The sequence below is a fragment of the Nitrosomonas nitrosa genome (assembly GCF_003051105.1).
In the GTDB taxonomy this organism is placed as follows: domain Bacteria; phylum Pseudomonadota; class Gammaproteobacteria; order Burkholderiales; family Nitrosomonadaceae; genus Nitrosomonas; species Nitrosomonas nitrosa.
This window is the reverse complement of the sequence record NZ_QAOO01000020.1, coordinates 1-14227: the sequence shown is the minus strand read 5'-3', so window position 1 is coordinate 14227 and position 14227 is coordinate 1. Positions and strand designations below refer to the sequence as shown.

Genomic DNA, 14227 nt, shown 5'->3' with positions numbered 1-14227 from the left:
TACTTGGCCATACTTGAACCCCCTCGCAACAGTACATGGCATAGCCAATCAGTAGAACAGGTATTGCTTGATCTTCAATCCCAACAGAATGGTCTTTCAGAAAAGGATGTAATACAACGTCAGCTGCAATACGGACCTAACCGTTTGAGACCACCCCAGCAGCGTAGCGCATGGAAGCGATTTTTTTTGCAATTCCACAATGTATTGATTTATGTGTTGCTGGCCGCCGCAATGGTGACGGCGGTGCTTGGTCAATGGGTCGATACCGCTGTTGTGATTGGTGTCGTCGTGATCAATGCTCTTATCGGATTCATACAGGAAGGCAAAGCAGAAAAAGCCTTGAGTGCCATCCGGCGTATGCTCTCACTCAATGCGATGGTTCTGCGCGATGGCAAGCGCATGCAAATTCCTGCCGAGGATCTGGTGCCAGGCGACATCGTGTTACTTCAACCTGGCGATAAGGTCCCGGCTGATCTACGGTTATTCAATGTTAAAAATTTGCGTATCGAAGAAGCCGCTTTGACTGGTGAATCTGTCCCCGTGGAAAAAGCGGTTACCCCTGTTCCCGAACAAGCCTCGATTGGTGATCGTTTTTGCATGGCTTATTCGAGTACGCTCGTGGTGTACGGACAAGGGGCAGGTATCGTGGTGGCGACCAGTGACCGAACCGAGATTGGACGTATCAGTGTACTGCTCGAACACGTGGATACTATCGAGACGCCCCTACTGAGACAATTGGCTGTATTTGGTCGCTGGTTGAGTGGTGTGATCATGGTGTTGGCTATCGCTATGTTGGTGTACGGCATGCTGCTTGGGCATTATCGTTTGGATGTAATGCTTCTAGCGGCAGTCAGTATAGCAGTTGCGGCCATTCCTGAGGGATTGCCCGCGATCATGACCATTACGCTGGCGGTGAGCGTCCAGATGATGGCTAAGCGGCATACCATTATCCGGCGTCTGCCTGCCGTGGAAGCTTTGGGTGCAGTCACCGTTATTTGTACCGATAAGACGGGGACCCTGACACGAAATGAAATGACGGTGAGGCAGATCATTATGGCCGATTATCGACTGGAGATCAGTGGCGCAGGCTATGCACCAGTCGGAGGATTCAGCCTGAATGGCCAGGAAATTTCAGTAGCTGAATTCCCGGAGATACATGATCTTTTTCGGGTGGGATTGCTATGTAATGATGCACAATTACATGAACGTGAAGGGCAATGGGTTATTGAGGGTGACCCAACAGAAGGTGCTTTGCTAACACTCGCCATGAAGGCGAGGTTGAACACTTTGTCAGAACATGTAAGGTTACCGCGTATCGATGTCATTCCTTTTGCATCTGAACATCGCTTTATGGCGAGCTTGCATCGTGATAAGGCTGGGCAGGGGTATATTTTTCTCAAAGGCGCACCAGAAGAAGTGCTGGCAATTTGCACACAGGAGCGGTGTAGAAGTGGTGACCGTCCATCGAGTCACCATTACTGGCTCAGCCAAATGCAAGCGGCTGCGGCATCAGGGCAACGAATACTCGCCATTGCGGTTAAATCCGCTGAAGAAGGTCAAGTGAAGCTGACATTTGATCATGTTCGTAGCGGTTTTACGATACTTGGATTAGTCGGCATTATCGATCCTCCTCGAGAGGAAGCTATTGAAGCTGTACAGAAATGTCGGTCAGCCGGAATAAACGTCAAAATGATCACGGGAGATCATATCGCAACCGCTCTGGCGATTGGTATGCAGCTTGGCATTGGAGATGGGCGGGCTGCATTACATGGGGTCGATTTAGAACGGATGGATGAAGAGCAGTTACGCGCTACTGTTTTGCACACCGATATCTTTGCTCGATCCAGTCCAGAACACAAGCTGAGATTGGTGCAAGCTTTGCAAGCAAACGGCGAAATCGTTGCCATGACTGGTGATGGCGTTAACGACGCGCCTGCTCTGAAGCGGGCTGATATCGGTGTAGCCATGGGGAAGAAAGGAACCGAAGTTGCCAAAGAAGCTTCGGAAATGGTGATTACCGATGATAACTTCGCCACGATTACGCATGCAGTGGAAGAAGGGCGGACGGTCTACGATAACATCAGAAAAACTATCGTCTACATCATGCCTACCAGTTGTGGAGAAGCCGGTATGCTAGTAATCGCTATTCTTCTTGGCATGGCGACATTGCCGATTACCCCTGTGCAGATACTGTGGGTCAATATGGTGACTGCGATCACACTTTCCTTGTCGCTTGCTTTTGAGCGAGCTGAATCGGATATTATGCAGCGTCCTCCACATCGTTCCAATGAACCCATCTTGTCACGTTTCATGCTATGGCGTATAGCATTCGTATCCTTGCTGCTGACCGGTGGTGTGCTGGGATTGTTTCTATGGGAACAGGCGCAGGGGAGCGGTATTGAGGTGTGCCGGACTGTTGCGGTAAATGCATTAGTGATGGGAGAAATCTGGTATTTATTCAATTGCCGTTATTTGCTGGCATCCGCACTATCTTACAAAGGGTTGATGGGAAACTTATACGCCCTATTTGCAATTGTCTTGCTCATAATGATTCAGCTTTTATTTACCTACAATCCTTTAATGCAGCACTTATTTGGGACGGCTGCGATTGATGCCGCTGCTTGGTCCAAGATCGTTGCATTGGGCGTAATGCTTTTTCTAGTGGTTGAAATTGAGAAATATTGGATCCGTCGCTATTACGTTGTTTGATGTTAATCACTGCTAAAGCAAGCAGGTAGTGGCTTATTCAACAGATTTTTCAATTCGCCAGCCTCTATCGTGATTTTCATTGATCGCATTCTTTGACATTTCTTGAATCATGTTGCTCTTCTGGAATGCATTGACCGATGCATTCAGTAGTGGATACAGTAAAGACCAGCTTTTATCTGCTTGTAATAAAACTGTAACAAGATTGTAATAACCTGCCTTCCAGTTATTGTTCATTGAAGAAAAAAATGAGTAAATCTGGAAAAAATCAAGATAAAAGAATTGGCAAGTTGCTGAGTAATGTTGCGCTTTGCATGGCTTCTCTTGGAAGTCCGGTTTTATCAGCCGCCACGTTAATTTTGTATGTGGATGTGGAAACAAATCAGGTCTATACCACACCAGGAAAGAATCGGGTCAAGCTGGGTGAGTTCGAACAGGTAAAAAGAGTTGAGAATTCAGCTTCTCAGGAAGAAACTCACGTTCCAGCGGTCTCCAGGGTTAACCAAAAAGTAGAAGAACCGGCGATGCGTGGAGCGCCCGCTGCAGAGCAATCAACAGCAACACAGACGGTGGCTGAGCAAAGCCAGCAAGTAGCGCCACAGAAAGCTTCGGCTGGAAAGGAAGAAAAGAAATGGTATGACCGAATCAAGATTGGTGGATATACCCAATTCCGCCAAAGTGCCGGTTTATCTGGAGATGTAGAGAATTTGTCATCTCCAGGGGATAGATCAATTGAAGAGGATACTAATTTTTTTATTCGTCGTGCGCGTTTAGTTTTCCAGGGTGATATTTCAGACCACTTAAGCCTCTATATGCAATCAGAATTTGCAAATGGGACTGTTGGTGTTCGGGATATGTATGGTGATATTTATTTCGATAAAAAGAAAGAATTTAGGATTCGGCCTGGTCTTTCTAAAATTCCAAACAGCTTTGAATTATTGCAATCTAGCCGAGATCGCCTCGCGTTTGAACGCGCGGATCCTTTAGCCAGTGGTGTGCGTAACGAACGTGATACCGGGGTGTTTTTTTACTGGACACCAGAACATGTACAAAAACGCTTTGAATTCCTTAAAAAGGATTTGAAGGGCTCGGGCGATTATGGCGTTATCGGCTTTGGTGCCTATACGGGACAAGGTCTCAACCAGAGCGATAAAAACGATAACGTGCATCTTGCCGCTAGGGTGACTTATCCATTCGAGTTCAGCAATGGGCAGTTTTTTGAAGCAGGCTTTTATGGTTATACAGGGCGTTTTGTGCCAACCGTAGCAACCAATGTGGCTGCTGGGATCTTGGATAAGCCTACCTTTGATAGTAAAGGTCATCGAGATACGCGTGTAGGTTTGCATGCCGTCCTTTATCCTCAGCCCTTTGGTTTCCAAACTGAATGGAACTGGGGTAAATCACCTCAACTGAGTGCAGATCTAAGCCGGATAGAGTCCGACGATATCCATGGTGGTTATGTGCAAGCCATGTATAAAATCGATGGTAGCTGGGGCACATGGATTCCTTATGTCAAATGGCAGAGATACGATGGTGCAGAAAAAGACAGCGTTAATGCGCCTTTTAGTAAGGTTCGCGAGACAGAAGTAGGCGTCGAGTGGAAGTACTGGTCAGGAGTTGAATTAACGGTTGCTTATGCAAACATGGAAAGGACCAACGTGAGAACGCTCAAGCATGTCAATGATGCGAATATCATGCGTTTCCAGCTGCAATGGAATTATTGAGATGTGGATACAAAACGCGTGCAGGCGATGCGTTGTGTCATCATTCTTTAGCTTAGCTATACGAAAATTGAGGGATGCCGTCATTCAAATTTATACCAGGTATATAAAGGTTTGTAGACCCATCCAACCGATTTCCCTGTGAGAAACAATTCTTTATTTCAAAGCAATAGCGTGTTTATCGATATTCCTACACCAGAGAAAATATTGATTATTTTCAATCCGATCTCTAGTGTAGGGAACACGCGGGCATTAGCTCACAGATTAGGAGAATTTCTCGTTCATCACGGTAAACTCGTTGAAGTAAGCGAGTCTGAAAAAAAGATGAAAGCCTACATGCGTAGCGTAAGTGAAATAAGCGCTTATGATTTGCTGGTCGTCGTGGGGGGGGATGGTACAGTCAGAAAACTACTTCCTTTGCTCAGTGAAACGAAACTTCCCCTTTATGTGGTCCCTGGCGGGAATGAATCGTTATTTGCCCATTCGTATGGTATGAGCGCAAATACAGAGAATTTACTCAAGGCGCTTGAGCGCAGTCAATGTTTAGAACAATTTTATGGGGTAATCAGCGGTAATGGGATTCGAGGGGCGAAACCATTTTTTATCATGGCATCGATGGGTTTTGACTCGTTGACGGTCAAACGAATTGGTAGGCGAAAAGGGCCGATCAGCGATTTTACTTATGTCTGGTGTGGATTGAGCGCACTGGCTTCATTGCATCATCCAACCGTCACGATCTCAGTCGATGGTCAAGTGGTTGTCGATAGTCAATCAGGATACATTATTGTGGCAAACAGCGCAGCTTACGCTAGAAATTTACAACTCGTACCTTCTGCTAGTCCCTCCCTAAAAGAACTGGTTGTTGGTTTTTTACCCGGAGCGCAGCGCTATCATGAAATGATCAAAGCGTGGTACATGCTCCGGCGCAAGCGTGCCGACCTCCCTCTGCAATATTATTCAGGAAAAAATATATCGCTTATGTTACATGCGCCATCCTACCCAATGCAGGTCGATGGCGATTATTTTCGCAACCGTGATATTGTAGCGGGCAGCATGCTTGAATTCAGTATCAACCCAAAACCGATCCATGTATTGATCCAGCCTCATTTATCTGTCATGTAACCTGACGTGTGGGTTTTGGGTCTACCGCTCTGCAGCATGATAGAAAAACCAGCCAAGACCTATGGTAAAAACAAAGCAGCCATATAGCGCATGCTCGATCGAAGCAAGCAGCAGCGAGCGATGTCGATGGTAGGTATAGGCAAACATAATTCCGCCTGCAAAAGTAAATGTGACCGAAATCCAATTATTGAATACGATATGTGCGTAGCCGAACAATAATGAGTTGACGGTAATCATCAACCATGGCGGTTGGAATATGGGGCGATAGCGCGTAAAAAAATATAAGCGATACAGCAGCTCCTGAGGATAAACCGAGAGAATAGGATAAAGTAGGATGATCAGGAGCCAGACCAGAGGTTGTGTATTAACAAGTGAAAAAAGCCGTTCATGATGGTAGTAATAAGTAAAAGCAACAATGGCGGGAGCAACCAGCATGAAGCGCAGCAAAATAGGTCTTAGGGCAGATAAGGTCACCGCCTCCATATTGATGAGTTGTGATTTGTCAAATCCGGGCTGCTTCAAGAGATAGAAGCAGCAGCTCAGAGAAATGATCCATAGTGTCAGGTGGATCAGTTTTGCGCCCTCAACGCTATAAATCGCTAGAGGTAAACCCACGAACAAAACGAAGCATTCCAAATAGAGATGAGAGGTATTGGGGCGTGTCAGGTTCATGCTATTCCGCAGGATTGGCTCATCTATCAATTGTAACAAAATTGTGGTAGCGCAATTTTGAATTGCAGGCAAAGCGGATCTGCCGATTTGTTTAACCATCACGCTGCTTAAGAAAGCATGTTGATGTGAGAATGCTTAGTCTATGAGTGCTGCTTGATACATCTTCCACGAGTGTTATTCGAGAATTAAGCTATATTCCATTCTTCAAGCTCATCATAGTGATCGTTGTTGGCTTAAGCCTATATCTGATAAAGTAACAAAATTAATCCCTATTTTTAAAAAGGGAATAAGGAAGGTATCCAAGGCTATGCATTGATGGGTTGCTTGTTAAGTCTTTCATCTTGTTTATGTTGGCATTAGACATTTTCAGATATCGATTAGATAGCAATAACGATAAATATAATGAACATCACAACGAGGCATTTTTTGTGTGAGTAAAATGGTATGAAGTGCAAAGGGTGTCTTGTTACTATGCATGTAGATCTTACGCCATGATGCGCTTGCTCTGCTTGTACGTGTTGGCGATATCCCTAATGAGCATGCCGAGTTACGCTGAAGAACTCCAAGTTGAACGCAGTCTGAGCGGCGTAGTCATCAATGATCGGATGGCAGCGGCAACCGATATTGCAGCACGTACGCTCTGGCGTCAAATGATCGCTGAACCGGAACGATTTGCCCCTGCAAGCGGATTCAATGGGGTTGGTTTAGGTTCTGACGCGCACTGGTTGCGTCTGGATTTCCAAAGAACCGAGCCAGAGCGGAGTGCGCCGTGGTGGCTGGTAGTTGAGCCACTCAATCTTTATGATTTGCGTCTATATCGCCGCAATATTCATGGTGAATTCGAGGAATTAGCCTCCGGCGAGCGCGTGCCGTTTGCGGCAGGGCGTGAGCGGGAGTGGCGCCAATACGCTTTTATGCTGCCGGCGCATGGGCCGGTTTATCTTCGTGCTTATGATCCCGGTGGCGTGAGTTTCCCAGTCGCATTGTGGCATCAACATGATCTGGAACGCTATGAACAATGGGGCGAATTATTGCTGGGAGGTGTCTATGGCGCGCTCTTGGCTTTGTGTTTATATAACCTTTTCCTGGCGGTGAGTCTGCGCGATCCCGCTTATGGTTGGTATGTCGCCACGACGTTGGCATTGGCTATTTTCTTGGCTTATCTCTATGGTCATGCTGCTCAATGGTGGTGGCGCGATTGGCCTCATTGGGTAGCAATGGGGCGAGTGATCTTACCGAGTCTTTGGGGGATGGCGCTGACAGGCTTTGTGATGAGTTTTTTCCGCACGCGCATTCATCTTCCTATCGCGCACCGGATCTTGCAAATTTTTATGTTGAGCTACCTAATGATCATCACAATGCGTCTAGCGGGTGCGCATGGACTACCCTCTCTGCTATTGACGGCACAGTCATTACCGGGTGTGGGGCTTGTACTCTATATTGCGATTCGCCGTTGGCGGCAAGGTATGGCGGGAGCACGCTATTTTCTGGCAGCTTATGGCATCGTGTTGGCGGGTGTCGTTATTTTCCTGTTGCGGGTTTGTGGTCTATTGATGCCGAGTCCATTGACTGAGTTTGCCATGCCAGTATCCGCCACATTAGAAAGTTTGATTTTCTCGTTGGCACTGGCAAGGCGTATCAAAAGTCTGCGTCATGCTAGCAAAGCTGCTTTTATTGATGAATTGACCCAATTGCCTAATCGTCGGGCACTTGAGCAGCGATTTAAGCAGTACGCCGAAAGTGAGGCAGGGCGAGGATTCAGCTTGTTGACAGTAGATTTGGATAAATTTAAGCCTGTTAACGATCAATGGGGGCATGCTGAAGGCGATGAAGTGTTGCGCATTCTGGCGCAACGGATGCAATCTTGTGTTCGGCAAGAAGATATCGTGGCACGAATCGGTGGAGATGAATTTATCGTACTTCTTGCACCCCCGGCCAATACAGATATTGTTTCGGCCGTCATTGACCGCTTGATGGAGGTGACACGCCAGCCTGTTAGATTGGGAGATCGCAGCCACTGCCTATCGGCAAGCGTGGGGTTAGCGTACTATCCTCGTCATGGACGCAGCTTCAGTGAACTGAGCCGTTATGCCGATATGGCTATGTATGAAGCCAAACGTGCTGGCCGTGGTACCTGGCGGGAAGCCGTACCCACTATTTAGGATTAATAATGAAACAAATATTCGTACTAATGACAGTTATCGTAATGACCTTGTCAGGTTGTGCAACAAATCAAAAAAAATCACGCGCTGAGTTTGAATCCAGACTTTGTGATGCTCAGTATGCTCAACCGAGTATCGTGATCAACCATATCGCACAACACGGCGAAATGGCTGGAGAGGGGCACACTCATGTCAACGAACCGAATCTAGAGTGGAAGGCCTCCGCTTTGGCGGTCACGCGAGACGATACGCTTCGGCCGCCCAGAGAAGGTTGGGGTGAATGTTGCCAATGGGTGCCTGGCTATATCCCGAAATATAACTGTGCTTACCAATACTGTAGAAAGTTTGAAGGCCATAGCCTAACTGGCATACTTGGATTGGCGCGGGCGGCTGATATTGAGCAGGCAGAGAACATGGCATTAAAAAATTGTGAAACGGCATTACAACAATTCGCACGTAACTTTTCCCCGACCTTCCTGCGTTCTACCCAACAATGCAAAATTTTGAGATCCAAATGGTGTGATTGATTGAGATTGATGAACCTACGTAGGAGGCTCGTACGCAGTGGATCAGTCTCGGACAGCCCTTCCTAGTGATCGCTTTGCCCCAACATAACACGTTCATAGCGCAAAATATCAATGCACCATGGGTCCGGCTTCACCAAAGATCGCTTCAATTGCGAGCGCATCGAAGCGGTACTCGTGATTGCAAATATCGTCATGCACAATCACTTCGCCAAATTCCTTCAAGATTGCATTGACTTCCGCACGACCCAGCGATTGCAGCATATCGAGCACCTTGGCCGTGTCCTTATGACAGCCATAGCTAACAACCTGTGGCTCAAAAATGCGGATTGTTTCTTCAACAAACAGGCGTGTCAGGATTGCCTCGGCTGGCAGACCAACCATGGTTTGATCTTGTACGGTTGCTGCGAGGGCTTCGATGCGTGTCCAGTCATCGGGATCGCGTTGATCCATCGTGGGCAGCTTTTGTAACAAAATACCGAAAATAGCCTCGGCTGAAGTGGTTAAGAATAAACGAGAAGGCAGTTGCTCAGATTGTCTGAAATAGTGCTGAAAAATTTCAGCTATCGAATCACCATCAAGCGGCACAATGCTTTGATAGGTTTCTTGCATCGACTGCCTGTCCAAAGTCAACACCAGTTGACCATGCCCCAATAAATCAGGTACAGGTTGAGGTGTGATGGAATGGGAATATTTTGCCATACCACGCAAATCAAGGCTTTCATTGCAATCGATAACCAGCATGGAGACGGGGCCATTGCCTTTCAGTTGCACCGTTAGCCTTCCTAGCTGCTTGAGGTTGTAGCTTAGCAGCAGCGTAGTGGCACACATTTCTCCCAGGATTTTCATGACAGGCACGGGGTAATCCCGATCTTGCAGCATTTGCTGCCATACACTATCCACATGCACGATTGCACCGCGGATATCCAAATCTTCCAGTAAAAAACGTTGTACGTAGTTGTTCATGAAGTTTGTGAATTTTTTTGTCGATGGCTAAATTTTGACATAATGGTAGAGATATTTCTTCGAATTTGATTTGCGCGGGTTGTACCTTCGGGTAAGCAATTGAATTTAAAAATTCCGTCATAGTTCAACCAGCGGACGAGCGGAAAAAACTGAAAGAGTAGTTACTGCATTGAGCCACCATAAAATAATGGGACACATGACTAGCGTTGAAACGGAGCAGGAGGATGATCGATCCAAGCGGGCGACTCGGTCATCAATGCTTGCCAATCGGATTGTTTTGCTGGGTGCGAGCAATTTGACATTGTCTTTACCTTTGGCTATTCAGCAAATACAACATTGCTGCGGAGGGCCAAGCGAAGTGTTGGCAGCTGTAGGGCACGGCCGCTCCTACGGTCAGAGTAGCCAGGTACTGATACGCGAATTACCGGGCATTATCGAGAGCGGTTTATGGTCGCAACTCGATTCGTGGTGCGCCCGACCGACATATGCTTTATTGACCGATATCGGGAACGATATCCTTTACGGATATCAGCCTGCTCAAATCTTGCAATGGATAACTTGGTGCATTGACCAACTGCAACGGCAATCAGCTTCTATCGTAGTCACCAATTTACCGATCACTTCGATTGAATCCCTGTCCGAATGGCGCTATCAATTTTTCCGGAATGTGTTTTATCCGTTTTGTCAGCTTTCCAGGAGGGAGGTTATCGAATGCGCACACGCTGTGCATCAGGGCCTGATCGAACTGGCAGCGCGAAAGCATTATGTGTTGTGTGAGCAAGATCCCGCCTGGATGAGCCCGGATGGTATCCATTATGCTTTTGGAAGCCGAAAGAGGCTATATCAGCATATCTGCAAGCATTTTAATGAGGTTCATGAGCTAGCTAGTAGAGCCGAGAGGAAGCAGACTTCTTTTTCATCATGGCAGCAACGCCCGCAATTTGCTTATAAAAAGATGTGGGGAAAAGAGCGGCTCTGTCCACAGCCTAGTGGATTATTAGCCGATAACACGGTCGTATCCCTCTATTAGATGAGCGCCTCTAATCTTGATCGATTCTATGAATCTTGGTCTGGGATCAACATCAATGTACCAATCCACTCCAAAACTGGAACACGGCTGTGCCAGCAACGGTTCCCAAGGCATAGCCAAATACACCCACCAGAATGCCGGGTGTAATGAGCTCGTGCCAACCCTTAGCGGCAGCTAATGCCGGAGCTGTGGTGGCGCCTAGCACCGCTGCATTGGAAGCGATAATCAGCTCTGGCAGCGAGAATCTAAAGAGCAAACCCAGACCGAAAGTGATCAGCGCATGCACGCTTAGCAGAATGATGACCAGTAAAATCAAGAGCGGAGCAATTTGGATCATGGCCAGGATATTGGCTCCAGCCGCAATCGTTGCAAAAAATACGAAAGACAACAAAATACCCAGTTCGAAACCACCGTGAAGACGAGCCATCTGCCGAGGAAACAGCGTGGCTGGAACGATTGCCAAAAGCGTGATCATCACATAGCGCCAATTGGGGTTGGCAAGCCAGCTAGTCAGCATATCCGCAATGGCGACGATCAACAGGGCTAGTGTCAGGGATAGCGCCAATGCCGGCAGCATGATACGCTCCGGTGCGTGATCGTGGCTTGCTGCAGTATGATCACGGGCAAGGTAGCGCCGTGCAAGCCAACGCCACGCTGGTAGCATGGCTAATAGCGCAAGATAGAGCGCGCTGAATAGATTATCGGTCGCTGTCGCTGCTGAGAAGAATGAAGCATCTTCACGCAGCTGGGTGATTTCTCCAAGCGCTGCGTAATTGACCGATCCCCCGATGTAAGTCGCGGTGAACAGCCCGGCGATCGCGGCTTCCCGTTGTGCAGTGTCGATGGTTACGCCTGTGCCGAGTGAAGACAAATCGAGCAAGAATACAGCTGTGATCGCACCCACGACCGTCCCTGTGCAGGCGAGCAAAAACGCCATGCTCATGCGGGTCGTTTCAAAGAACATCCGCCTGAGATCTGCCTTGAACAAAAACAGTGGAATCAATACAGGCACAAAATATTCGAAAACGAAGTCGTAGCTGGTGGACGCATGCGGAATAATTTTCAAGTTTGCAGCAACGATGGCGCCAAGAATCGCGATAACCGCTCCAGTAAGCTGCGCACCAATACGGGTTTTCTCCGCGAGAATAGCAAGCGAGGCAATCGCGAATAGCGCAGCCATGACGGCAAAGGGATGATCGGCAGGAATTAAGGTAATCGTCAGACTCCTGTCACCATATGGTTTTTGAATATCCGTAAGCCTTGTGTTTAATTGGCCGCATCGTGTGGATTGATGGCATCCATGATCTGGTTAAACGGCTTGTTTTGTAAAAAATGCCGGATATTCTCTGCAATCAGATCGAGTAGCCGTTGTCTAGAATCTCTGCTTGCCCAAGCAGTATGGGGTGTGATAATGAGATTCGACCGTGGATAGTTCAACAATGGATTACCCTCGACAGGCGGTTCTTTCTGCAAAACATCGGTGGCTGCACCCGCAATACGTCCGGATGACAGGCTATGCAGCAGATCGTCTTCATTGACCAGTCCGCCACGTGCCGTATTGATCAGATAAGCCGAAGGCTTCATCAATGCGAATTCTCTTTGGCTGATCAGATTGTGCGTTTCTTCTGACAGTGGGCAATGCAGGGTAATGAAATCGGCCTGACTGAGCACTTGATCGAAGGCAGTCCGGCCAGGACGAGGAGGTTTATCCTTGTGGTCGGCTATCAATAAGCGCATACCGAACGCTCGTGCTATATGAGCGACTGCTTGACCCAATTCGCCATAGCCGATGATGCCGAGTGTTTTGCCCGATAATTCTTCGATACCGAAATCGAGCGGACAGAAATGTACGCTTTTTTGCCAACCCCCTTGCTTGACCAGTTGCCGATATTCCACAAAGCGGCACGTTAAATTGAGCATCAGCATGAAAACATGCTGAGCGACGGAAGGCGTGGCGTAGCCGCGCACATTGCACACCGGGATATTGCGCTCAGCCGCTGCGACAAGATCGACGTTGTTATAACCTGTGGCGGCAATACAAATCAGCTTCAAACGATGTGCATAGGCTAATGTCGCGCGGTCCAGCAGTGCTTTGTTGATGACGATGATCTCTGCATCCTTGATCCGCTCCGGGACTTGCTCGGGTGTGGTGTCATCAAAAAACTGCCAGGGCGAGATGGCTTCTTCCAATGCCGTACAGTCCATGTCGCCTCGTGTAACTGAACCGAAATCGAGAAAAACTGCGCGCATAATGTCTTCGATAAGTTGGAAATGCTTGCTGTTCTCATGGAATGTATTGAAATCGTGAAAAGTTGTCAATTGAGAACTTGTTTCGCGATTATTGCCGCTCATAAAACAAGCAGCCCGCGAGAGAAATCGGATGGTTTTATTGAGTGATCCGACGATAAGAGGGGCTATTCTGCGCAAGAACAACAATTCTTTATTGGAGAGTAGCGGCATGCCTCACACTTGCCGCCCTCGCAGAACCGGACTTGGAGCGTTACACCATCCGGCTCCCAGCTTGAGTCATCCACAATGGTGAGGATATAAGTTGTGCTTGATACGTACCGGCGGTAGCCATGTTTTGAGCACCTCACCAAAGCGCGCCCAATCACACTCTTACACTGACTGCGTCGATTGAGCCACTTGAACAGAACTCGACTCACGCGGTAGATATATGTTTTCAGGCTGCGGCTGTTGCCGCTGACTCCAAAGTACGCAATATGTCCCTGCAAGTGCCGTTTCGTATAATCCATCATGGCGTGTCCACCGCTTGTGCGCAGCTTTGCTAGTCTTACGCCCACCTCTTTCAGCTTTTTGTTGATTCGGCTTCCCTGTGTTTTCCGCCCCACCATGAAGCGCTTGCTGCGACTCCATGTGACGTAGTGCGTGAAACCCAAGAAATCGAACGAGGGCGGGCGACTCAAGCCTAGTTTTGCGCATTGCCGCTTGGCATAGCTGCCAAATCGCAACAGCGCGGTTTTGCTCGGCTCTACTTCTAGCGCAAATTCTGCCAGTCGTTCGATCAGCGCTGCTGAAAATCGCTTGGCATCTTCTTCATGGGTAAAACAGGCCACGAAGTCGTCCGCGTAACGTATCAGTTTTGCCCGTCCTCTACAGCTTCTGGCAAAGCGCTTTTCAAACCATATATCAAGTACGTAGTGCAGATAGATGTTGGCCAGCACGGGCGAGACCAGACCACCGGTGAGTCGGCCGAGAGAACTTCCCCCTCAGCCGCTCTTAGAACCGGACGTGAAGCTCTCGCTTCATCCGGCTCCCATTAAACAAATGAACCTTGTATTCCCCTTTTCCAGTGCGCAAATA

The 14227-nt window shown here is 48.0% G+C and carries 11 protein-coding genes; 6 read left to right on the top strand and 5 right to left on the bottom strand.

What is annotated here, in order from left to right; all coding sequences use genetic code 11:
• Positions 1-3 precede the first annotated feature (3 nt).
• The 3 genes from C8R30_RS11355 (at position 4) to C8R30_RS11340 (ending at position 5549) form a co-directional block, all read left to right on the top strand.
• Positions 4-2709 (top strand): cation-transporting P-type ATPase, encoded by a 2706-nt coding sequence (locus tag C8R30_RS11355; RefSeq protein ID WP_258192023.1) that lies wholly within the window; start codon positions 4-6, stop codon positions 2707-2709.
• Between the two features lie 245 nt (positions 2710-2954).
• A complete protein-coding gene (locus tag C8R30_RS11345) occupies positions 2955-4430 on the top strand; it encodes a porin (RefSeq protein WP_090670917.1) in 1476 nt (491 codons plus the stop codon).
• A 171-nt stretch (positions 4431-4601) separates the two neighbouring features.
• Positions 4602-5549 (top strand): diacylglycerol/lipid kinase family protein, encoded by a 948-nt coding sequence (locus C8R30_RS11340; RefSeq protein ID WP_244888080.1) that lies wholly within the window; start codon positions 4602-4604, stop codon positions 5547-5549.
• A 21-nt stretch (positions 5550-5570) separates the two neighbouring features.
• Here the strand turns inward: C8R30_RS11340 and C8R30_RS11335 are convergent, their stop codons facing one another.
• Positions 5571-6221: a CPBP family intramembrane glutamic endopeptidase gene (locus tag C8R30_RS11335; RefSeq protein ID WP_177182348.1), complete on the bottom strand. Its 651-nt coding sequence runs from the start codon at positions 6219-6221 to the stop codon at positions 5571-5573.
• 533 nt (positions 6222-6754) lie between these two features.
• Between C8R30_RS11335 and C8R30_RS11330 the strand changes: the two genes are divergently transcribed.
• On the top strand, positions 6755-8383 hold the full coding sequence (locus tag C8R30_RS11330) for a diguanylate cyclase (protein ID WP_181258738.1): 1629 nt from the start codon (positions 6755-6757) through the stop codon (positions 8381-8383).
• 8 nt (positions 8384-8391) lie between these two features.
• Complete coding sequence (locus C8R30_RS11325) at positions 8392-8910, top strand: hypothetical protein (RefSeq protein WP_090670928.1); 519 nt, start codon at positions 8392-8394, stop codon at positions 8908-8910.
• 108 nt (positions 8911-9018) lie between these two features.
• On the opposite strand, the gene hslO is transcribed toward C8R30_RS11325, so the two are convergent.
• Positions 9019-9873 (bottom strand): Hsp33 family molecular chaperone HslO, encoded by an 855-nt coding sequence (gene hslO, locus C8R30_RS11320; RefSeq protein WP_090670931.1) that lies wholly within the window; start codon positions 9871-9873, stop codon positions 9019-9021.
• A gap of 187 nt (positions 9874-10060) precedes the next feature.
• On the opposite strand from hslO, the gene C8R30_RS11315 reads away from it, so the two are divergent.
• Positions 10061-10903 carry a hypothetical protein gene (locus tag C8R30_RS11315; protein ID WP_258192022.1) on the top strand — a complete coding sequence of 281 codons (843 nt, stop codon included), beginning with the start codon at positions 10061-10063 and terminating at the stop codon, positions 10901-10903.
• A gap of 52 nt (positions 10904-10955) precedes the next feature.
• Here C8R30_RS11315 and C8R30_RS11310 read toward each other — a convergent pair whose 3' ends face one another.
• From C8R30_RS11310 to C8R30_RS11300, 3 genes are all read right to left on the bottom strand, one after another.
• The gene (locus C8R30_RS11310) at positions 10956-12083 is read right to left on the bottom strand and encodes a DUF819 family protein (protein ID WP_181257806.1); all 1128 of its coding nucleotides are present in this window, start codon (positions 12081-12083) and stop codon (positions 10956-10958) included.
• Positions 12084-12169: 86 nt separating this feature from the next.
• The gene (locus C8R30_RS11305; protein ID WP_258192020.1) at positions 12170-13363 is read right to left on the bottom strand and encodes a 2-hydroxyacid dehydrogenase; all 1194 of its coding nucleotides are present in this window, start codon (positions 13361-13363) and stop codon (positions 12170-12172) included.
• Positions 13318-14100, bottom strand: a complete 783-nt coding sequence (locus C8R30_RS11300) for a reverse transcriptase domain-containing protein (protein ID WP_258192025.1) — start codon at positions 14098-14100, stop codon at positions 13318-13320. The genes C8R30_RS11305 and C8R30_RS11300 overlap by 46 nt, the downstream gene beginning before the upstream one ends.
• Between the last annotated feature and the right edge of the window lie 127 nt (positions 14101-14227).

Bases quoted from the DNA above. Each gene is read 5' to 3' on its own strand.
- C8R30_RS11345 (WP_090670917.1), top strand. From the start codon at position 2,955: ATGAGTAAATCTGGAAAAAATCAAGATAAAAGAATTGGCAAGTTGCTG.
- C8R30_RS11335 (WP_177182348.1), bottom strand. From the start codon at position 6,221: ATGAACCTGACACGCCCCAATACCTCTCATCTCTATTTGGAATGCTTC.
- C8R30_RS11330 (WP_181258738.1), top strand. From the start codon at position 6,755: ATGAGCATGCCGAGTTACGCTGAAGAACTCCAAGTTGAACGCAGTCTG.
- C8R30_RS11325 (WP_090670928.1), top strand. From the start codon at position 8,392: ATGAAACAAATATTCGTACTAATGACAGTTATCGTAATGACCTTGTCA.
- hslO (WP_090670931.1), bottom strand. From the start codon at position 9,873: ATGAACAACTACGTACAACGTTTTTTACTGGAAGATTTGGATATCCGC.
- C8R30_RS11315 (WP_258192022.1), top strand. From the start codon at position 10,061: ATGGGACACATGACTAGCGTTGAAACGGAGCAGGAGGATGATCGATCC.
- C8R30_RS11310 (WP_181257806.1), bottom strand. From the start codon at position 12,083: ATGGCTGCGCTATTCGCGATTGCCTCGCTTGCTATTCTCGCGGAGAAA.
- C8R30_RS11305 (WP_258192020.1), bottom strand. From the start codon at position 13,363: ATGCCGCTACTCTCCAATAAAGAATTGTTGTTCTTGCGCAGAATAGCC.